Source organism: Paenibacillus sp. FSL R7-0179 (assembly GCF_038002265.1).
Classification (GTDB): domain Bacteria; phylum Bacillota; class Bacilli; order Paenibacillales; family Paenibacillaceae; genus Paenibacillus_AQ.
Genome location: NZ_JBBOCC010000001.1, coordinates 2408670 through 2428784 on the forward strand (window position 1 = coordinate 2408670; position 20115 = coordinate 2428784).

General features: G+C 53.0%; 16 protein-coding genes. 13 read left to right on the forward strand and 3 right to left on the reverse strand.

All coding sequences use genetic code 11. The features are described from left to right. The first annotated feature begins 5 nt into the window (after positions 1–5). Genes MKX63_RS10710 through MKX63_RS10725 form a run of 4 tightly spaced genes read left to right on the forward strand, consistent with a single transcriptional unit; the run spans position 6 to position 6393 of the window. Positions 6–854: an imm11 family protein gene (locus tag MKX63_RS10710; protein WP_341016972.1), complete on the forward strand. Its 849-nt coding sequence runs from the start codon at positions 6–8 to the stop codon at positions 852–854. Further along, positions 808–5064, forward strand: coding sequence for an RCC1 domain-containing protein (locus MKX63_RS10715; RefSeq protein ID WP_341016974.1), 4257 nt, complete (start codon positions 808–810; stop codon positions 5062–5064). Before MKX63_RS10710 ends, MKX63_RS10715 begins: the two co-directional genes overlap by 47 nt. Positions 5065–5122: 58 nt before the next feature. Continuing rightward, positions 5123–5884 (forward strand): DsbA family protein, encoded by a 762-nt coding sequence (locus tag MKX63_RS10720; RefSeq protein WP_341016976.1) that lies wholly within the window; start codon positions 5123–5125, stop codon positions 5882–5884. A gap of 2 nt (positions 5885–5886) precedes the next feature. Continuing rightward, complete coding sequence (locus tag MKX63_RS10725; protein WP_341016978.1) at positions 5887–6393, forward strand: DUF2569 domain-containing protein; 507 nt, start codon at positions 5887–5889, stop codon at positions 6391–6393. A gap of 144 nt (positions 6394–6537) precedes the next feature. Here MKX63_RS10725 and asd read toward each other — a convergent pair whose 3' ends face one another. Both asd and MKX63_RS10735 read right to left on the reverse strand, forming a co-directional pair. Further along, the gene (gene asd, locus MKX63_RS10730; RefSeq protein ID WP_341016979.1) at positions 6538–7329 is read right to left on the reverse strand and encodes an archaetidylserine decarboxylase; all 792 of its coding nucleotides are present in this window, start codon (positions 7327–7329) and stop codon (positions 6538–6540) included. A 91-nt stretch (positions 7330–7420) separates the two neighbouring features. After that, positions 7421–8518, reverse strand: a complete 1098-nt coding sequence (locus tag MKX63_RS10735; RefSeq protein ID WP_341016981.1) for a YheC/YheD family endospore coat-associated protein — start codon at positions 8516–8518, stop codon at positions 7421–7423. Between the two features lie 219 nt (positions 8519–8737). Between MKX63_RS10735 and MKX63_RS10740 the strand changes: the two genes are divergently transcribed. The 5 genes from MKX63_RS10740 to MKX63_RS10760 all read left to right on the forward strand — a co-directional run bounded on the left by MKX63_RS10740 (position 8738) and on the right by MKX63_RS10760 (position 16869). Continuing rightward, positions 8738–13192: a WIAG-tail domain gene (locus MKX63_RS10740; protein ID WP_341016982.1), complete on the forward strand. Its 4455-nt coding sequence runs from the start codon at positions 8738–8740 to the stop codon at positions 13190–13192. A 329-nt stretch (positions 13193–13521) separates the two neighbouring features. Then, positions 13522–14367: a glycosyltransferase family 2 protein gene (locus MKX63_RS10745; RefSeq protein ID WP_341016983.1), complete on the forward strand. Its 846-nt coding sequence runs from the start codon at positions 13522–13524 to the stop codon at positions 14365–14367. Beyond that, entirely contained in the window at positions 14364–15356 is a 993-nt protein-coding gene (locus MKX63_RS10750) for a glycosyltransferase family 2 protein (protein WP_341016984.1), read from the forward strand. The genes MKX63_RS10745 and MKX63_RS10750 overlap by 4 nt, the downstream gene beginning before the upstream one ends. Beyond that, positions 15353–16090 carry a glycosyltransferase family 2 protein gene (locus tag MKX63_RS10755; RefSeq protein ID WP_341016986.1) on the forward strand — a complete coding sequence of 246 codons (738 nt, stop codon included), beginning with the start codon at positions 15353–15355 and terminating at the stop codon, positions 16088–16090. Before MKX63_RS10750 ends, MKX63_RS10755 begins: the two co-directional genes overlap by 4 nt. A gap of 47 nt (positions 16091–16137) precedes the next feature. After that, positions 16138–16869 carry a sugar phosphate nucleotidyltransferase gene (locus MKX63_RS10760; protein WP_339220012.1) on the forward strand — a complete coding sequence of 244 codons (732 nt, stop codon included), beginning with the start codon at positions 16138–16140 and terminating at the stop codon, positions 16867–16869. A 1054-nt stretch (positions 16870–17923) separates the two neighbouring features. Here the strand turns inward: MKX63_RS10760 and MKX63_RS10765 are convergent. Continuing rightward, positions 17924–18448 carry a GNAT family N-acetyltransferase gene (locus MKX63_RS10765; RefSeq protein ID WP_341016987.1) on the reverse strand — a complete coding sequence of 175 codons (525 nt, stop codon included), beginning with the start codon at positions 18446–18448 and terminating at the stop codon, positions 17924–17926. 261 nt (positions 18449–18709) lie between these two features. Here MKX63_RS10765 and MKX63_RS10770 point away from each other — a divergent pair, with 261 nt between their 5' ends. Genes MKX63_RS10770 through MKX63_RS10785 form a run of 4 tightly spaced genes read left to right on the forward strand, consistent with a single transcriptional unit; the run spans position 18710 to position 20077 of the window. Next, on the forward strand, positions 18710–19003 hold the full coding sequence (locus tag MKX63_RS10770) for a nucleoside-diphosphate sugar epimerase (protein ID WP_081751236.1): 294 nt from the start codon (positions 18710–18712) through the stop codon (positions 19001–19003). A gap of 33 nt (positions 19004–19036) precedes the next feature. Then, a complete protein-coding gene (locus tag MKX63_RS10775) occupies positions 19037–19372 on the forward strand; it encodes a hypothetical protein (protein ID WP_036727122.1) in 336 nt (111 codons plus the stop codon). Next, positions 19369–19656: a hypothetical protein gene (locus MKX63_RS10780; protein ID WP_341016990.1), complete on the forward strand. Its 288-nt coding sequence runs from the start codon at positions 19369–19371 to the stop codon at positions 19654–19656. The genes MKX63_RS10775 and MKX63_RS10780 overlap by 4 nt, the downstream gene beginning before the upstream one ends. A 19-nt stretch (positions 19657–19675) precedes the next feature. Then, positions 19676–20077, forward strand: coding sequence for a hypothetical protein (locus MKX63_RS10785; RefSeq protein WP_341016992.1), 402 nt, complete (start codon positions 19676–19678; stop codon positions 20075–20077). Positions 20078–20115: the final 38 nt, after the last annotated feature.

The following is a 20115-nucleotide window of genomic DNA, read 5'->3' on the forward strand; positions in this document are numbered from 1 at the left end:
ATTATATGAAAATTTACGAGTTTAAAGTTGATTACTCCATAACCACTACTTTGATTATGAATGATGAGGATGAAAAACAAGCTTCTCATTCTATTAATAATGATTTTGAGGGGCAAAAGTTAGCTTATTCTTGGCAGCCGATTGAATTGATTACACATAAAGAAAAGTTGTTTAATGATTTCCCTCATTTTATAAATGGAAAACCTATAATATCAGTAAGGGTTATGCAGATACTTAAGCCATTTATAGCACATGAAGTTGAGTTTCTTCCTCTCCTTCATGATGAGCTTAATATCTTTATGATTAATGTAATCAATGTTTTAGATTGTGTAGATTGGCAAAAGTCAAAGGTTAAATGGTTTAAAGAGAAGTACTTTTTAGGTTTTGATAAACTAGTGTTTGATTTTGCTAAAGTTCCTGAAAAAACCTTTATATTTAAAATTAAAGAGAAGGCAGCGGCTAAAGTATATGTAACTGAATTATTTAAAGAACTTATTGAAGAATATCAATTGCCAGGTTTGGACTTCTCAGTTGTATATGATTCAGAGTTCACAGAAGAAGTGGAGCAACTACAACAACGTGAATATGAAGCAGCACTACAAGCCATTGAGAATAACAAGGGAACAGAGTTTTCTTATGCTGAAGCTGAGCAAAGATTGAATCAAGGGAAAGCTGTTGAAAGTGGTAAATGGAAAATGCAATATGATGAAAAGGGAGAATTATGGCTGGGAGAACTTATGCTGGATTTGAAATACGAATGGGGTAGACCTGTATATATTCCACCAATCCTCCTTGGATACCTATGGCATGAAGTTGACTACACTCAAATTAAATCGAAGCATTCGGAGGAATGAAATGTACTCATTAAAGCGGCCCTTTACATTTATCATAAGTTTAATGCTTGTTTTTACGCTTCTTATCCCCGGTATTGGAACTGGAACACCTTCGGCGGCAGCCGCTGAGGGTGCTCCGGTAACCGTACATCAAATCAATGGAAATCTAAATGTTAACGGTATTTATTACGGGACAGTAGAACTTGGGCTCACCATTCAGAATCCGGGCTCTGGCGTTTCTTCAACCCGCTATAGCTTGGACGATGGAGGATCTTGGCTAACCTACAGTCAACCGATCTCTTTCTCAGATAAAAAGGTATACCATATTCTTTATCAGTCCATTGGACTAAATAACAATAATGAAGTACCTAAAGAAGTTTCCTTCACCATAAAAAAAGATAATTTCCCTCCAGAGACATCTGTTTCAGTGAATGGAACGTTAGGACAAAATTCTTATTACAACAGTAATGTTACGGTTTCTCTTAATGCAACCGATGCGCATTCAGGAATACAATATTCTGAGTATAGTTTCAATGCGGGACAGACATGGAATAAGTACACCACTCCTTTTTCTGTAGAAGGGCCTAGTACAATCATCTACTACCGTTCAACGGATGTTGACGGGAACGTGGAAAAAGCAAAAAAAACGAAGATCAGTGTGGATAAGGAGCCACCGTCTTCTCCTGATTTCGATATTAGTCCGGATGTGTGGAGTAACTCTTCGTTCACCGTTACTATAACGGATGGTGTTGACAGTCAGAGCGGTACTTTAAAATCACAGTATCGTGTAGGAAGCTCTGGCGAGTGGCTTGATTATACCCTTCCTGTAGTGGTAAACGGGAATGGACTGATGAATATATATGCCCGGACTCTGGACTATGCCGGAAACAGCAGTGTGATAGCCGAACATACATTGCAGTTTGATAAAACATCTCCTACTGTGCCATTAATTGGTCTTAGTACTTCCGATTGGACTAATGAACCAGTCTATATCAATCTGGATGGTGGTACAGATGCTGAGAGTCAAGTTCGAGGCTACAATTATAAGGTAGGTACGGCTGCAGAGTGGAGTGAATATGTTAATTCATTTCCTGTCCGCAGCGAAGGACTTACCAAGGTGTATGCCCGGACGATTGATATGGCGGGAAATCTAAGTGCAACTGCAGAAGGCACTGTTAAGATCGATTTAACTCCGCCGGTCGCACCTGCGAATATTTTTAAAATTAATCAGTTTGGTACTTCAGCCCTGATTCGCTGGTCAGCAGGTTCGGATAGCCTATCAGGAGTGAACGAATATGAAATTTTGAATGGAGAAGAATTGCTTGGAATCACCAAGAATCAGCAGATTAAGCTGGAAAATCTTCGTCCGAATGAGAAGTATTCAATTACTGTAGTAACCATAGATAATGCTGGTAATGTTTCTGAAGAAACGATTCCAGTAGTTTTCTTTACCAGTAACATTGCGGTATCTGGATATCGTGATCACAACTTTGCTCTGAATAATCAGGGACAGGTGTGGGGCTGGGGACTTAATAATAAAGGTCAATTGGGAGACGGTACTCTCGTAACCCGAAATATTGCAACACGAATCTCAGCACTCGACGGATTCGCTATGATCTCATCTGGATTGACCCAGAATATCGGGCTGCGTGCTGATGGAACCGTGTGGACCTGGGGACAAAGTAGTGCCGGTAGCAATGTATCCTTGCAGTCAGTAGCCGGACTTGATCATATCGTATCTATCTCCTCTGGCCTCGGACACTTCGTGGCCCTGAAAGAGGATGGAACGGTCTGGACCTGGGGGAATAATGGTTTTGGACAACTGGGTACGGGAACAATTAATAGTTCTGCTGTTCCTGTGCAAGTCAGCGGATTGAACTCGGTTGTCTCGGTTGCTGGCGGATATTACAACACTATGGCACTGAAAGAGGATGGCACCGTTTGGATTTGGGGGGATGGCTCCAGAGGAATTCTTGGATATAATCCAACTGCTGAATATAAACAACTTATCCCTTTGCAGGTTCAAGGGCTAGATCATATTATTCAAATTGATTTCTCCTATATGCACGGAGCGGCACTTAAGAAGGATGGAACTGTGTGGACCTGGGGCTTTAACGCATACGGTCAGCTTGGAAATGGGTCCACTTATGATGCCGCCGGTCCGTCAAAGGTTCAGAATTTGAGTAATATTATCAAGATATCTTCCTCTTATGCTCATAATTTAGCATTAACTGGTGAAGGTAAGGTCTGGAGCTGGGGTGACAATGCCCAAGGTGAATTGGGAGACGGCACTCTTGTTCAGAACAGACTGCTTCCTGTTCGAACTGCACATTTGGATGGAATTGCTGATATTGAGGCTGCTGAGTTTTACAGCTTTGCTGTCAAACTGGATGGCTCCTTGTGGGCCTGGGGAGTTAATAGTGATGCTCAACTGGGGACAGGCAATCTGACTCTGCAGCGTACCCGTACTATAGTAACTGGAATAGATTATCCAGTTGATACTCAAGTTCCAGTTACCCCTAATTTGACGAGTACAGGAAAAACAGCAACTACAGCTGTACTTTCTTGGAACGAGGCTTCCGATAATCACGGTATCAAGGATTATCTGGTTTACCGAGGGTCAAATCTGATTCAGGCACTTCCTGTAGACGGTAACTCCATCGAGTCAGTGACAGGGTACACTGCTACAGGTCTTGCGCCTGGAACCACATATACCTTCTCGGTTAAGGCGAGGGATTATGCTAATAATGTTTCTGCCTCTAGTAATGTGGTGTCGGTAACGATGGAGGCTTCGGCTCCAATGGCTGTCTCCGCAGGTTCTGATCAAACTTATGCCTTGAAGAGTGATGGCTCTGTTTGGGCCTGGGGGAATAACTACCAAGGGCAATTAGGGAATGGGAAGGCAACTAGTTCTAATAAGGCGACCCAAACTGTGAACCTTTCTTCAATAGCTGCGATCTCGGCAGGCGGGTCTTACGGGTTAGCTCTTAAAAGCGATGGCTCTGTATGGGGCTGGGGAGATAATTCCCTGGGGCAGCTGGGATATCAGCCAATTCCTTACCAGCAGTACCTGCCGACTAGGATTGAGAATTTCCAATCTGTAACCGCCATTTCGGCAGGTCAAACACACTCTCTGGCGCTCAAGAGCGACGGAACGGTGTGGGCATGGGGATCGAATTATTATGGTGAATTAGGGCTTGGAACTACAGGGAATAAATATGCTCCTACAAAGATCCCTTCACTAAGCGGAGTGAAAGCTATAAGTGCAGGTATGTTCTACAGTTTGGCTCTTAAGAATGACGGCAGTGTCTGGGCATGGGGAATGAATATGAACGGACAATTGGGAAACGGTTCTACAACAGATTCAATGATTCCGGTAAAAGTTAACTCATTGGTCAATGTGAGCAGTCTTTCAGCAGGGTTCTACCATGCACTTGCCCTAAAGACAGATGGAACCGTCTGGGCCTGGGGCAGCAATTCGTATGGGCAACTTGGGGATAGGACTTATACGGACCGTTCCAACCCTGTAAATGTAACTTCTATTAGCGGAATTACGCAAATTTCAGCGGGTATGTACCATAGCATTGCAAAGAAGGATTCGGCTCTCTACAGCTGGGGTTATAATGCCTCTGGACAATTAGGTAATAATAGCACTAGTCCTTCATCTTCTCCTGTTACTGTTTCAGCTCTAACAAATATTAAAGACATAGATGCGGGTGTAAGTCATAATGCAGCGATTGACGGAAACATAGTGAAGACTTGGGGAGGTAACAGTAGCGGAGAATTAGGTAATGGAAGTTCTTATGATTCCAGAGTTCCAGTAACTGTTTTGGGGTTAACACCAAGTCAAACTACTTCTCTCAAGACTATAACCAGCAGTACGCTTCTGACAAAAGATTTAATTGTAAGCGGAGAGGCCGGACAGAGTCTTTATAAGAACATAAAATTCCCTGAAGGGTTTGTGATGCCAGACCTCATTGCACCTACTGCTCCTGCCTATGTGAAAATGACTAAGAATACCGGTGCAATTGTTATGCAATGGGAAGAATCGAAAGATAACAGGGGTATCAAAGAATACTGGGTATTCATTAACGAAAAACTTGTGCTAAAAACTACTGCACATGAAGGAATTGAACTACAGCTTCCTGAAAATGAAGTTATCTCAATTACGGTTATTGCTGTAGATGAGGCGGGAAATGTCTCGAAGCCCAGTATGCCTGTATCTCCTTAACTACTACATGAAAAGGACCTTCAGATTATGAAGGTCCTTCAAAAGGAGCAGAATCAGTTTGTCAAATAATGTGAGAAAACGAAAAAAAGGTTCTAAGATAAACAGATCAATATTCATGGCTTCTTCTATTTTTGCACTCATTTTGATTGGATTAATATCGATTGTAGCCATAGATCATACATCAGGCCAATCCTATTCAGTGGAAGAAATGCCTAATTATACTCAAATTAAAGGTGAATATCAGACGGAAGGGCTGAAGTATGACAAACAACCTCATCTCGGTGACTCCAAGGCAAAAGTAAAGGTTGTTGAATTTGCTGATTTTAAATGTCCGGCCTGTAAAAAATGGAAAGAAATGAACATGCAACGATTTTTAAATGAGTTCATAGATACTGGAAAGGCTGAACTGTTCTTTATCAACTACGCCTTTATAGATCGTGACTCTATTCTTGCCGCGAGTGCGGGCGAAGCTATTGCTAAGCAGGATAACAATAAGTTCTGGGAGTTTTATGACATTCTGTACAAACACCAAGGGGATGAAAGCAAGATATGGGCTACAGAATCTTTTTTGCTTGATTTAGTGAAGGAAAATATAAAGGATATTGATTATGATTTGTTTGAAAAAGACTTAAGGAGCCATACCTATATGCTTGATGTAAAGGAGGACTACAAAACTGCAGGTCACTATGGAGTTAATGGTACACCGCAATTCATGGTAAACGGAGAATTATTGCCTGATTCATCTTATGAAGGTTTGGCTAATGCCATTAATAAACAATTGAAAGCCATATCGTCTTCACCGCAATTAAAGGGGGAATAAAGTTGGAATCAGAGGTTGAAAAAGAACCGTATGTATATCCACCGCTACGCCCGTCAGGTCTCGGAGGCTGGCTGGTGCTGGTGCAGATTGGATTAATCGCAACATTCATTCAAGTATCGTATCAGCTGGTGAACTACAATATTCCAAGCTTCAGCAGGGAGTATTGGGGACTTCTGGCATCTCCGCAAGGGGAAATGTACCATCCGCTCTGGGCGCCGACAATTATATTTGAAGCCGCTGCGAACGGAGTGCTGCTATTGCTTACTATTTTTACTTTGGTTCTATTCTATCAAAAAAAGGCGCTTCTGCCGCGCATGATGATTATCCTCTATTCCGTCAACCTGCTGATCGGGATCATTGATTATGTGCTCGTGATGAATATTCCTGTTGCCAGTGAGCTGGAGGATGGAAGCAGCATGCGTGATCTGATTAGAGCGTTATTCACCTGTGCGATATGGACAGCCTACTTCCGGAAATCGGAGCGCGTAAGATACACCTTTATCCGTTAAAAAGCTCCAGCGAACGCAGGATCCGCGCCCGCCCTGCAGCCTCATTACAGTGCAAATAACCCCCGCTCAAGGCCACGGTTTCGTGTCCTTGGGCGGGGGTTATTCTGTAGATTACATCGTTACGCAGGCTGGGAGCACCTGGTGTTACACCGGCCGCCGCATCTCTCCCAGCAGCTCGCCCATCTTCACCTTCGTGTCCGGGGTAAGCCCCGGGCGCGGGGTGAAGGTGCCGCTCTCCATCAACAGAACAACCGTGGAACCGAATTCGAAATAAGCCAGGTCGTCACCGCGCTGCCATTCTTTGGCCGCCTCATCGGTGTAGCGGATACTGCTCACATTCATTGCGCCTACCTTGACCACGGCGGTCTCGCCATAGCTGCCGGCTATATAAGTAATCAGCCGTTCGTTACGGCTCAGGACACTCTTCATATGGCGCATGCCGAAATCATTCACGGGGTAAGCCCGTCCGCGGATATAATCGCTCTCCCTCAGCTGTCCGGTTAACGGGGAGTGAATCCGGTGATAATCGGTAGGGCTTAAGTAGAGGACAAAATAATAGCCTTTCTTGTACAGTTCGAGGTGTGGCGAGTGATTAAGCAAATCCTCCAGTGTATAATCCTGCCCCTTCACATTCATTATCGTGCCGCAGTTGATTTCGCCCATTGCCGTAATCATAGCGTCTACAGGACTGGCTACGGCATGCTCACCGCTGGCCACCGGGCGCATTCCCGGCTTCAGGCGGCGGCTGAAGAATTCATTCAGTGTACGGTATTCTCCGGCAGCCTTCTCCGCCTCGGCGGCAGGAATCTGATAGGAACGAATAAATACCGGAATCATAAGGCGGCTGAGTCTGCTGTGGGATAAAGCCCCCATCAACCTGGAAAGCCATCTGTGCGAGGATAGCTCGGTCATCAGCCGCAGCAATTGTTTAACCATGCCCATCTCCCTTCCATCATGCAGCAGTACAAATCCCGTGCCAAGGGACTCCACCCGCTCTGCATTATATTGACATAGAATAGGAGACAAATCAATAAGAGTTCATTCTTAATGCTTCTTCGTACAGATATCTGGCATAGCCCATAGGCTGGCGGTAGCTGTCTTTCCATACCCCGCGCAGTCCGGCCTTCTGGAAGCCGTAACGCTGGTCGCGCCCGTTGCATTCAATGAAATACAGATGTCCGTGCTTCGTGACACCGATGTCCAGACCGATATCGGCCAGCCCCGGCAGACTCTTCTCCAGCTCACGGGCGATGGCGAGACTGAGGGAGAGGACGGACATACGGATTCTGGCTGCCTCTTCTCCGGGGAATGCCTGCTCCAGGGCAAAAGAGGACTTCAGGGCTTCGCCCCCTCTGGCAATGTTCGATACAAAGCCGCCGGGCGCAGCCAGCTTGGCGAACAGGCCGGTGACCTGCCACGCTCCGCCCCAGCCCCGCTGTACCGTGACACGCAGGTCGAAGGGGCGTCCGTTCATCTCGGCCAGCGGAATCCGTTCCTGGACCAGATAAGGCACAGAAGAGAGCCGGGCGCGGAGGACCCGGGGAAGGGCGTCCGGGTTAACGGCTCTGCTAATCTTGCGTCTTGAGCCTGAGAGAGAGTAGCTCCAGAGCCAGCGGCCTTCGCCGCTGCGGGTGAGCCGCATCACGCCGTTACCTACGCTGCCCCGGCAAGGCTTGAGGATCAGATCCGGGTAGCGGCTCATCATCTCCCTCAGGCCGGAGAGTCCGCTTGCAGTGACCGGCAGATAAGCTTGCAGTTCGGAGCTGCGCTCCAGCAGGCCGTGAATCTGATCCTTGCCGTAGCGGTTGCAGCTGTTGTAGACCTGAATCCCTTGCCGCAGCAGGCGCTCAACACCGGTGCTGCCGGGAGCATAGATTGCCCGGTTGTGGATAACCTCCGGCGTAGGGACGGTCTGTCTGCGGTAGCCTTGCGGACCTTTCTTCATATAGACACTGCTGAAGCCGGACGCCACGTCGATGTCGGACAGCTTCACAAAGCAAGGGGTTAATCCGTATGCGGCGGCGGCCTCTTCGTAGTTGGCCAGAGATTCCTGTCCGGTTTTTAACCGGGGAACGCCCCCGTGCATAGCGGCATTTAGCAGTATCCCAACGAGCTTTTGCCCCATGTTCGTTCCTCCTGTTATCTTGAAGTACTTCCCGGCTGTTTTTATGTCTCCTGTCATTGTATGTATGTACGTGCCCGTAAGGGTTGGACGGATGCGCGGCGGCAGATGCCCTTTTTTGGAAGGAGAAGATTGGATGACGGTAAGGAGAAGGGTGTCATCCGCCTATGCTGCTGCATATGATGCCTAGAAGATACATTAGATGGAAGGAGGAGACTGCTTGTGAAGGGTCCCAAACGAAAACAGCAGCGCAGTGCCAAAAGACCGCTCTATTACGTGGATAATCCCGATACGACTGAACTTAGCATGATAGACAGCAGTCCCAAAACACAGAAACCCCAACAATCGGAAGCGGTGGAATCGGCAGAGGCAGAAGATTTTACCCTGCAGGTGAGCGGGGTGGAGATGCTGGAATTGACCACGCCGCTCCGGCAGACTGTACCTGCACTGGAGGGGAAACAGGGAACGGTGACGGAAGAGTTACGCGTGCAGGAGGACCGTGCTGCCCTGCTTGAAGCTGAGGTAACGGCTCCTCTGGAAAAAGAACGCCTGCAGCCCGTATACACCGATGATCTGTCTGATGGCTCCGTCACCGGTGCCAAGATTGCTCCACGGACCATTGACGGGTCCAGACTGAAGCATGGCATTATCGGCACACCCTGGCTGCAGGATTATGCGGTGCAGAGCATCAACCTTGCGGACCGGGCGGTTACCTCCTCGAAGATAGCGCCCGAGTCCGTTACCGGTGAGCATCTGGCGGAGAGCAGTGTCAGCGGGGGCAAGCTGCTGGATCACTCCATTGGCGGCGAGAAGCTGAAGGATGGCAGCGTTGGTCCCGAGAAGCTGGCAGACCGAATGATCAGCGGAGAACATATTGCCGATGGAGCAATCAGCAGCAGGCATCTTAGTGAGTTCATTATCACAGCGGAGCTGCTGGATGACGGGGCGGTGACCGGTGAGAAGATTCTCAGCAGCAGCATTGACAGCCGCCATCTCAGCAACGGCAGTATTGACCGCTCTAAGCTGGCTGACGAAGCGGTGTCCGCCGACAAAATCGCCGATGGCGAGATCAGCGGTGTCAAGCTGGGTGATGCGGTGATCGAGAGCCGGCATGTAGGGGAAGGCGTTATTACCGCGAGGCATCTGGCACCGGGGGCTATTGGACGGGAACAGCTGGCGGCACGCCTGATCGGCAAGGAGCAGCTTCAGCCCGGTATTATTGAGAGCGGGCATCTTGCAGATGGGGCTGCCGGGTCCCGGCAGATCGCGGCGAAGGCTGTCCGCAGCCAGCACATTAACCCGGAGAGCATCCATGCGGACCATATCGCCGAAGGTGAGGTTGGCAGCCGTCATCTGGCAGACCGCAGCATTTCTTTTGTGAAGCTGGCGGACGGTGCGGTAGGAACTACACAGCTGATTGAGCAGGCGGTTACCTCTTCCAAAATCGCAGATCAGAGCATTCTCGCCCATAAGCTGGCTGACGAAGCCGTGATGACGCGCCATATTGCGAAATCTGCAGTGCGCAGTGCGCAGATTGCCGCACAGGCTGTCACTTCGGCGCATTTGCAGCGCGAGGCCGTGGATAATTCTCATCTGGCTGCAGAATCTGTAGGCTCAGACCAGCTGCAGGAGCATTCCGTCCTGACCGGCCATCTGGCCAAAGGGGCAGTTACAGAAGAACAACTGGGGTATGAATCTGTTACAGGAGAACATATTAGCCCCCAGAGTATTACCGCAGCCAAGCTGGCGGACGGCAGCATCATTACCGCCAAGCTGGCCATGGGCGCGGTCGGAGGTACGATTCTTGCCAAAGAAGCGGTCAGCGGAGAGCATATTGCGGTCTGCGCCGTGGAGGAGAAGCATTTGGCGGACGGCAGCATCAGTGGGCGTGCGCTGCAGGAGGAGGCAGTAGATGCCGGTCATCTGGCATCCGGTGCTATAGAACGCCGGCATCTGGCAGACAGCAGTGTGACTTCATCCGCGCTGCAATCCGGTTCAGTAACGGCAGATAAGCTGTCCTCCGGTGCCGTCAAGGAGGCCCATCTTGCTGCGGCGATTGTGCAGCCGCATCATTTGGCTGACTATGCCGTCACTTCCCTGAAGCTATCGCCGGAGAGTGTCTCAACGGATAAGCTCGGTGATCTGGCCGTCACTTCCATTAAACTGGCGGACGGCAGTGTGAGTGCAGAGAAGCTGGCAGCCTCAGCAGTGCAGAGCGAGCATCTGTCGGAAGGCGCAGTCGGCCCGGATTCGCTGAAGGATACCTCTGTGCAAGGCAGACATCTGGCAGCGGGCAGCGTGGGTGGTGCACATATCCGGCCGATGTCGGTTGGCAACGGGCATCTTATTCCAAGCTCTGTCTCCTCCATCCAGATTCAGGATGGCAGCATCAGCGGCACGAAGCTGGCCGAGGGAGCGGTGGCTTCCCGCCATCTCACTCCCGGCAGTGTTGGCGGAAGCCAGCTGGCTGAGGCCTCAGTAGAAGGGCGGCATCTCGCGGATGGCAGTGTTAGTCTGGCGCATCTGGCGGAGGAGGTCCGCAGTGCGGAGCTACTGCCTAACGGCAGCATTGGCGCAGAGAAGCTGGCAGCGGGTGCTGTAGAATCAGTTCATTTAGCTGAAGCGAGTGTGCAGGCTGTTCATTTGGCGCAGGCAGCGGTGGAAGCCCGGCATATCGGTGCCGGAGAGATTACGCTGGCGCATCTGGCCAAGGAGGCGCGCAGCGCGGATCTTCTCCCGGATGGCAGCATCGCAGGCAGCAAGCTGGGAGCAGGGGCAGTAGGTGCCTTCCATTTGGCTGCGGGAAGTGTGTATAGCGGTCATCTGGCTGCGGATGCGGTAAGCAGCCGGCATATCCGCGCCGGCAGCATTCAGCTCAGTCATCTGGCTGCGGATACGCGGGGAGCGGACCTGCTGCCGGATGGAAGCATCGACGCAAGTAAGCTGGCTGAAGGTGCAGTGGGACCGCAGCATCTCCAGCCGCAGAGCGTGGACGCAGAGCATCTTGCAGGCGAAATCATTCAGGAGCGTCATTTGGGCTCAGGAATTATCCGGCTTACGCATCTGGCGGAGGAAACGAGAAGTGCGGAGCTGTTGCCGGACGGCAGCATAGGTGGAAGCAAGCTGGCCGAAGGCGCAGTGGGATCGCAGCATCTCCAGCCGCAGAGTGTGTCTGGAGAGCATCTGGCAGGCGGAGTGATTCAGGAGCGTCATGTGGGTTCAGGGATTATCCGGCTTGCGCATCTGGCCGAGGAGACGAAAAGTGCAGAGCTGCTGCCGGATGGCAGCATAGGCGGACGCAAACTGGCCGAAGGCGCAGTGGGTTCACAGCATCTCCAGCCGCAGAGCGTGGACGGAGAGCATCTGGCAGGCGGAGTCATTCAGGAGCGTCATTTGGGGCCTGGGATTATCCGGCTGGCGCATCTGGCGGAAGAAACGAGAAGTGCGGAACTGCTGCCGGATGGCAGTATTAGAGGAAGCAAGCTGGCTGCGGGTTCTGTGGGCTCTATCCATCTGGCTTCCGGCAGTATCTATGGCGGTCACCTGGCGCCAGAAGCTGTGGACAGCTGTCATATCCGGCCCGGCAGCATCAGCCTGGAGCATCTGGCTCAGGATGCCCGGACCTCCGAGCTTTTCCAGGACAGCAGTATTACAGGGGGGAAGATTGCACCTCACAGCATTGGAACCAGGCATCTGGCGGAAGGCGCAGTGGGAAGCTCAGAGCTGCAGGATGAGGCAGTGGATGGGTCCAAAATCTCTTCCTTTGCCATCCAGTCCCGGCATCTGGAAGAAGACAGCGTGCAGAGCTACCACATTGTTCAAAATGCGGTGAGCGGGGATCATCTGGCGCCTGATTCAGTGGATAGCAGCCATCTCCGCGCGGGCAGCATCCAGCGTGAGCATCTGGCAGAGGGCACACTAACCTCTGAGCTGCTTGGAGAAGGCAGCATAGACGGCAGCAAGCTGGCGCCAGGAGCGGTGGGGCCTAATCATCTGGCTCCGGGCAGCATCTACGGAGGCCATCTGTCTCCCGGAATTGTTGACGGGCGCCATATCCGTCCCGGCAGCATCGGCCTGGAGCATCTGGCCGGAGATGCGCTGACCCCGGAGCTGCTCCCGGACCATAGTGTGAACGGAGCGAAGCTTGCGATTCACAGCGTCGGCACCGGACATCTGGCCGAAGGTGCGGTAGGCAGCTCTGAACTGCAGGATGAGGCGGTTAAGGCTTCCAAAATCGCTCCCTTTGCCGTCCAGTCCCGGCATTTGGAAGAAGGCAGCATCCAGAGCCATCATATTGCTCAGGGTGCAGTGAACGGAGATCATCTGTCTCCGGGATCAGTCAATGCGGAGCATCTGTCCTTCCATCCGGTGCAGAGTGTCGGGAACCGCGATGTTTTGCAGCAGTTCGGGATGACGGCGTTTATGTTCAATGGTGAGGCGGAGAGTGTGGAGGTGACGGTTTCTTTTGACGAGAGCTTCGGCCATACCGGCTATGTGCTGGTGGCCATGGCTAACCAGCCGTACTTCCACGCGTCGCTGAAGAACAGAACGGGCGGTGAAGCAACGATTGAGGTAGTGCGGCTGCGTGAGACCCAGCATTTCTATGGCGTACTGTCATGGATTGCGCTAGGCACTCCGCTGGTCAAACCTGCTGTGGAGCATCGCGCTTTTGACTGATTCAGGGCAGGATAATATTGTACATGAGGCGCAGCCGCGGGCTGCGCCTTTTGTGCATGGTTACGCCAGCATATATAGGCTTCACGCTATACAATTCTGCTAATTGTAGAAGCAGGGAGGCCGGGAGAAATGTTGTAGGGGCTATGATCGGAAGTTTTCCTCCTGTAAGCGATCCCTTTCCGGCTTATTGCCGGGTGGAGGCATATAGCGGCATTTGTCCAATTATCTGCGCTCGGGGAGACACTTGCCGTTACCGGGGGTGGCGGGATACATAGACTATGGTGTAACCCTCAGCCCGGGAGCAGCCCTGTGAAGGAAGGTGGATGAGCATGAAAAGAAAAGGAACATCTGCCCGCCGCACGGGGCGGCGGGCAACCCGGACAGCACGGCGGCCGGTGGCACGGCCGGTACGGCCTGTTATACCGCCGCCTGCGGTGAATCATCCGCAGCCTGAGGTGTCGGTTATTATTCCGGCCATGAATGAGGCGGCGACGATTGCCGCGGTAATCGCCGGAGCCAGAGGCGTTCATCCCCGCTGTGAGGTTATTGTGATTGTTAACGGTTCTGCGGATCAGACCGCAGAGATTGCGCGCTCCTGCGGAGCGAACGTAATGGTCTATGAACAGCCGCTCGGGCATGATGTCGGGCGAAGCGTAGGCGCTGCGGCGGCCAAGGGAACGGTTCTGCTGTTCACGGATGGGGATCTGGTCATCTCCGCCTCGCAGCTGCGTCCCTTCGTGACCGCGGTCAGCGGCGGAGCGGATCTGGCACTGAATGATTATTCCGGCCCGGTCCGAAGCAGAGTTCCGCATCCGGTGGTGTTATCCAAGCATGCGCTGAATCTTCTGCTCGGAAGGTCTGAACTGAAGGGCTGCTCCTTGACTGCCGTTCCACATGCGATTAGCCGCAGGGCGCTGGAGGTGCTGGGCAGCGGCCTGCTGTCGAGACCGCCGCTCGCCCATGCGCAGGCGGTGTTGGAGGGCCTGGTTGTGACAGCGGTGCATAACGTGCCTGTAGGCAGGATGAACGCGGTCCGCAGGAAGCACAGCGGCAGCGATCCTTTGCAGGAGGCTATCCTCAGAGACCACCTGGATGCCGTTGCCCTGGTGCTGGAGCGCAAGGGCGGCCGGGCAGGCTTCGGGGACGGCACCCGGCGAAGGGAGATGGTGAGATGATGGAAGAGCGGCAAGTATCCGTCAGCGGCCGGTCTTCAGCGGGACATACAACCCCCGGAAGCAGCGGCTCTAAAGGCCGCACCGCCGGACGCGGCGCCGCAGTGCGCAGAAGCGCGGCCAAGCAGCAGCCTTCGCAGCGCCGCAGCAAGCCAGCGGGGAACGGGCCGGGCCTTTCCCGCTCCAAGCGGAAGCCCGCTTCCAGGCGGCGGGTCCTGCCGCTGCCGGCATCGCAAGGCTCGCTGTCGGTCATTATCTCGGCCCGGAATGAGGAGCAGACTTTGCCGAAGCTGCTGGAGCAGGTGGAACGCCTGAAGCCGCAGGAGATTATTGTAGTGCTGAACGGCTGCAGTGACCGCAGCTTTCAGCGGACCCGGTTATGCACTCAGGCGAGCATAGTGTACATTCCGGAATCTGCCGGACATGATGTGGGGCGTTCGCTGGGCGCCAAGCTCAGCCGGGGGGACATCCTGTTGTTTCTGGATGGCGATATGGTGATCTCTGCCGGGCAGCTGTCTTCCTTTGTGGCTGCGGTGGACCGGGGGGTGGATGTGGCGCTCAACGATCTTGATCCGCTTCTGCCGCCCTTCGGGCTAAGTGATGCGGTTACCCGTTGCAAGCTCTACCTGAATCAGGTGCTGGGCCGCCCGGATCTCGGAGCAAGCTCCATGACAGCCGTTCCGCATGCCTTATCCCGCCGGGCACTGGAGAGAATCGGCTACCGCGAGCTGATGGTGCCGCCTCGGGCGCTGGCGCTCTCTATTCTGGGCCGTCTGCGGGTGGAAAAGGCCGGAGGGGTGAATGTGATTAAGCAGAACCGGCTGCGTCAGGGCAACACGGGAGCCGGCAATGCCATGGAGCAGCTGATTGCCGGTGATCACGCGGAAGCGCTGGTGTGCGTGATTGCCCACCAGCAGAGCAGCGGACAGCTGCCGGCCGGGAACCTGCTGGAGCACCGCAGGCAGATTGCCGCCTGGAGGAATGCGCTATGACAATGACGAGCATTATTATTCCTACGTATAACAGGCTCGGGCTGCTGCGCTCCTGCGTCGAATCGATCAGAGTGCATACCCGGTCTGCCTTTGAGATTATTGTAGTGGACAATGCCTCGGATGATGGTACCGAAGCCTACTGCCGCGCCAGCAAGCTGAAGTTCATCTCCCTCCCGGAGAATCGCGGTTTTCCGCTGGCCTGCAATATCGGGCTGCAGCTGGCTGCGGGGGAGGAGCTGCTGCTGCTGAACAATGACGTTATTGTGTCGCAAGGCTGGCTGGATAATCTGAAGAGCGCTTTGTACAGTGCCCCTGATATAGGAATTGTCGGACCGGTGACGAATTATGCCAGCGGACGGCAGCAGGTACAGACTGGCTATACCGATATTGCAGGCTTCCATGCTGAGGCGCTCCGGACTAATATTCCTGATGCAGCGAAGTGGCAGGAGACCCGCAGGCTTGTAGGTCTGTGCTTTTTATTCAAAAGACAGCTTATGGACACAATCGGCCTGCTCGATGAACGGTTCTCGCCGGGCCATTATGAGGATGACGATTACTGCTACCGCGCCCGGCTGCAGGGGTACCGGCTGCTGATTGCCGGAGATTGCCTGGTTCATCATGAAGGCAGCGCCAGCTTCAAGGAGGTCTATTCCGCCTCATTGCAGGAGCTGGTGGAGCGCAACCGCAGGATTTTTATGGAGAAATGGCATGTGGACCCGTCGCAGTTCATCTGAGGCCGCTGGCCGAAGGCAAAAGACGTAGAGAAAGAGGAGGAACGTAAGTGAAAGGAGTCATACTGGCAGGCGGAACAGGAACAAGGCTATACCCGCTCACCCGGCTGATGAATAAACATTTGCTTCCGGTCGGCAAATACCCTATGGTGTGCTACGGGATTGAGCGGCTGCGCCAGGGGGGGATCACCGATATTCTCCTGGTTATCAGCAAACAGTCCGCAGGACAGTACACTGACTTTTTGGGCAGCGGCGCGGAATTCGGCGTCTCTCTGACTTACAAAATCCAGGAGGCGGCAGGCGGCATCGCAGAAGCGCTGGAGCTGGCGGAAGGATTCATCCTGCCGGGAGAACGGTTTGTCGTGCTGCTGGGGGATAATTTGTTCATGGATAGTCTGGAGCCTTACGTGAAAAGTTATCTGCAGCAGCCGGCGGGGACCGCGAAGGTGCTCCTGAAGCCTGTCGAGGATGCGCGCAGATACGGGGTTCCGGTGTTTGACAGCGCCGATGCCTCCCTGATTGCATACATTGAAGAGAAGCCGGAGCAGCCGAAGACGAAATTCTGTGTTACAGGCATATATATGTACGATGAAGCAGTCTTCGATATCATCCGCCGGATCTCGCCTTCCAGGAGGGGCGAGCTGGAGATTACCGATGTGAACAACCTGTATGCCGTAGAACGCAAGCTGAGCTATGATGTGCTGCAAGGCTGGTGGAGCGACGCGGGAACCTTCCAGTCTCTGCGCGAAGCCGGAGATAAGCTGAGAGATACGCTGCCCTGAGGGGCGGCGTTTTTTTGAAATAGAAGAATTTATATGTTTCACGCTATACACTATATTTCTATTTCTCGCCGAAAAGGTACCGTCCTTTAAAAGGACGGCAAAGCCGTCTCCAATCTGTAGGTTAGGGTGATTATGGAGGACGGGGAAAGGGAGGGGAGAGCGGGAAAGGCAAGAGCAATTAGTTGGCTACATAGGAAGAGGATGGGGATTAAAGTAAACTTGAGTGGTCAAAGGTAACTAAAGGGATAAACCCCTCTGAATTTGCCGGAAGTGGGCTGGAGGCTGGAATGAGAGGGATAAATCCCTCTGAATTCGCCGAAAGTGGGTTGGAGGCTGAAATGAGAGGGATAAATCCCTTAGAATTCGCCGAAAGTGGGCTGGAGGCTGGAATGAGAGGGATAAATCCCTCTGAATTCGCCGGAAGTGGGCTGGAGGCTGAAATGAGAGGGATAAATCCCTCTGAATTCGCCGGAAGTGGGCTGGAGGCTGAAATGAGAGGGATAAATCCCTCTGAATTCGCCGGAAGTGGGCTGGAGGCTGAAAAGAGAGGGATAAATCCCTTAGAATTCGCCGGAAGTGGGTTGGAGGCTGAAATGAGAGGGATAAATCCCTCTGAATTCGCCGAAAGTGGGTTGGAGGCTGAAATGAGAGGGATAAATCCCTCTGAATGCGACGAAAGTGGGCTGGAGGCTGAAATGAGAGGGATAAATCCCTCTGAATTCGCCGGAAGTGGGCTGGAGGCTGAAATGAGAGGGATAAATCCCTTAGAATTCGCCGAAAGTGGGCTGGAGGCTGAAATGAGGGGCACAAATGCCCCTGAATCCCGCCGCAAGCGGGCGCAGGGGGCGAAAGGCGGCCGAACTGCCACAGCGGTCACTATCACCACCACCAGCATACCGCCGTCAGCATACCGCCGTCAGCAAATCGCCGCCAGTATACCGCCGTCAGCATATCGCCGCCAGCATACCGCCGTTAGCATACCGCCTTCAGCATATCGTCCGCACATATCGCCCCAGCTTGCAGCCCTCAGCATACCGCCTTCAGTATATCACCATCAGCTATTGGCTGGCCGGGCGATTCTCCACCAGAACAAATCCTCGGTCTCGCGGTATAGCTCCGCACCCAAATGTTGCAGGACGCGGTGGGAGGCGAAGTTATCCTTCTCTGTATCTGCAATGACCCAGCGTGCACCGGGATGGCTGAAGATCCAGGCGGTGATCTGCCGCAGCGCTTCTGTGGCATAGCCTTGGCCCCGGTATCTCTCGTCCAGGACGTAACCGACGATGACTTCCCCTTGTTCGTTCGGGCGGCCCTTGAGGATCAGGAAGCCAATGAGCTGCTTCTGCTCCCGGTGGATGATGGCCCACATGGTCAGCCAGCGGTAGTTATCTTCATCCTGCAGCACCTTGGCATGCCTGACCCGCATCGCATAGCGCATCTCTTCATCATCCAGCAGGGTGGCGGTGCCCGTCACGTTCAGGTCCAGCCTCTGCTCCAGCCCGGCGTAATCCTGTAAGGCTAACGCCAGCTCTGAAGCGCCCAAGGGGGATAGGTCCAGGTGTTCGCCTGTTAGTTTCATAGATTACCTCCAGTTCTAATCGGTACATACGCGGACATACATCATTTGGATGTATTTTCAGCCAAGCATAGTCTGCCGTCCCGTTCCTTGTCAATATACTCCAGCCTACAGCCTTCCCCATACCTTGAAGCGGACACGGGGATTTGACGTCTAAATTAATGATCATCTTGCGATATGTTCCAGCCCAACTTGCGGCGCTTCTCCGGCACCGCCAAGGCGGATGCCGCATATGCTGTAGCAGGGCGTTTGAGCAAAGGAGACATGAAGGTGCAGAGTAAAATTACAAAAGTCCTGCAGCACATGGCCCATACGCACGAACAAATGGCACGGATTCTCGACGCCGAACGCCATGTAGCCGTCCGTATGTCGCAAATAGTTCACGATCTGCCGGATGCGGACCCTGATTTCGGCGGATTCAGTGGGCTGGTGGAAAGCTCAGGCCAAGTCAACAAAAACATCATTGCTTACCTCAATGCACTTGCCGATCTCGAAGAGGCGATGGCAGAGGGAGTGGGCAGGGTCATCAAGGAATTAAACGGTCAGGAAGAAGAGTAAGGGTAACGTGTAACCTGAGCAAGGAGGCGGAGGATGAGCAGAGAAAAGGCATATCTGCAAATGCTGGAGTCAACCGCTGCCATCCAGTGGAACATCGCGATGATTCTCGAGGCCAAAGCGGTGGAAGCGGAAAAAGTGAAGCAGTGGACCCATCATCACATCCACGCTAGAGCATTCGACTCCCACGAAGACCAGCTGAAGGAATCCATCTCTATTCACGAGGTGATCGTGGAAATGGTAGAGGGGCTGACGAAGCTGGAGAACGGGCTGTACAGCAACCTGAAGGCGGTGCTGGGCAGCGGGGAAGACGAGGGCGGCGATTTCGGCGGGGATGGCGAGGGCTTCAGCTTCGGGGACGACAGCAAATGAGCGGCGGGCTGCTCTCCGAACATGCCGTCAAGCTGGAGATGATCCGCTCGATCGCCCGCAGCCAGGCAGCGCTCGCAGCCATCCTCGAGAGTATTGCTGAAGTGACGGGGCAATCGGAGCTGACAGCCCGCAAGCTGAGCGACAATATCAGGATTCTTAGCGGGTACCAGAGTTCAATGTGCCGGATGATATCCGGTATTTCATTGCATGAGCCCAAAGAAGGAGTGCCTGCAGCCCCCTGGCTGAGCAAGGTCTGCTCAGAGGGGAACGCCAGGAGTAGATGAAGTACAGGAGGCGTAGAAGATGAAGAGAAAGAGACAGGGCAAGCTTGGTTCCACGGGCAAGGGGCGCAGACGCAGACCGCTGCTGTCGCGGAAGACACGGATACGCAAAGGTCCCGGACGCAAATCGCGCAAGGGTCTGCTCGGCAAGCCGGGGAAGAAATCCCTGCAGCTGCGCAGAAAAAGAAGACTACGCAGACGGCTGCTTCGCAAATCCCGAGTGGTTAAGCCGGTACAGGTCATCCCGGCTATCGAGCCCCCTTTAGAGCCTCAGGTGATTCCGCTCCCCCCGGATCTGGGCGTCCCGCCGGAACTGCCGCCGGGAGACGCCTATCAGCAGGGCTACACCGAAGCATACAACGTGGGGTTCGACGCAGGTTTCGCCAAGGGCTTCGAGGACGGGCATAAGCTGGAGCTTGGCTGACAGAGCCGCAGGCACAGCAGCATGCAGGCCAATACAGC

Coding starts and splice junctions, on each gene's coding strand:
- MKX63_RS10745 (WP_341016983.1), top strand. CDS start 13,522: ATGAAAAGAAAAGGAACATCTGCCCGCCGCACGGGGCGGCGGGCAACC.
- MKX63_RS10765 (WP_341016987.1), bottom strand. CDS start 18,448: ATGAAACTAACAGGCGAACACCTGGACCTATCCCCCTTGGGCGCTTCA.
- MKX63_RS10755 (WP_341016986.1), top strand. CDS start 15,353: ATGACAATGACGAGCATTATTATTCCTACGTATAACAGGCTCGGGCTG.
- MKX63_RS10710 (WP_341016972.1), top strand. CDS start 6: ATGAAAATTTACGAGTTTAAAGTTGATTACTCCATAACCACTACTTTG.
- MKX63_RS10770 (WP_081751236.1), top strand. CDS start 18,710: ATGAAGGTGCAGAGTAAAATTACAAAAGTCCTGCAGCACATGGCCCAT.
- MKX63_RS10715 (WP_341016974.1), top strand. CDS start 808: ATGAAGTTGACTACACTCAAATTAAATCGAAGCATTCGGAGGAATGAA.
- MKX63_RS10750 (WP_341016984.1), top strand. CDS start 14,364: ATGATGGAAGAGCGGCAAGTATCCGTCAGCGGCCGGTCTTCAGCGGGA.
- asd (WP_341016979.1), bottom strand. CDS start 7,329: ATGGTTAAACAATTGCTGCGGCTGATGACCGAGCTATCCTCGCACAGA.
- MKX63_RS10780 (WP_341016990.1), top strand. CDS start 19,369: ATGAGCGGCGGGCTGCTCTCCGAACATGCCGTCAAGCTGGAGATGATC.
- MKX63_RS10785 (WP_341016992.1), top strand. CDS start 19,676: ATGAAGAGAAAGAGACAGGGCAAGCTTGGTTCCACGGGCAAGGGGCGC.
- MKX63_RS10775 (WP_036727122.1), top strand. CDS start 19,037: ATGAGCAGAGAAAAGGCATATCTGCAAATGCTGGAGTCAACCGCTGCC.
- MKX63_RS10735 (WP_341016981.1), bottom strand. CDS start 8,518: ATGGGGCAAAAGCTCGTTGGGATACTGCTAAATGCCGCTATGCACGGG.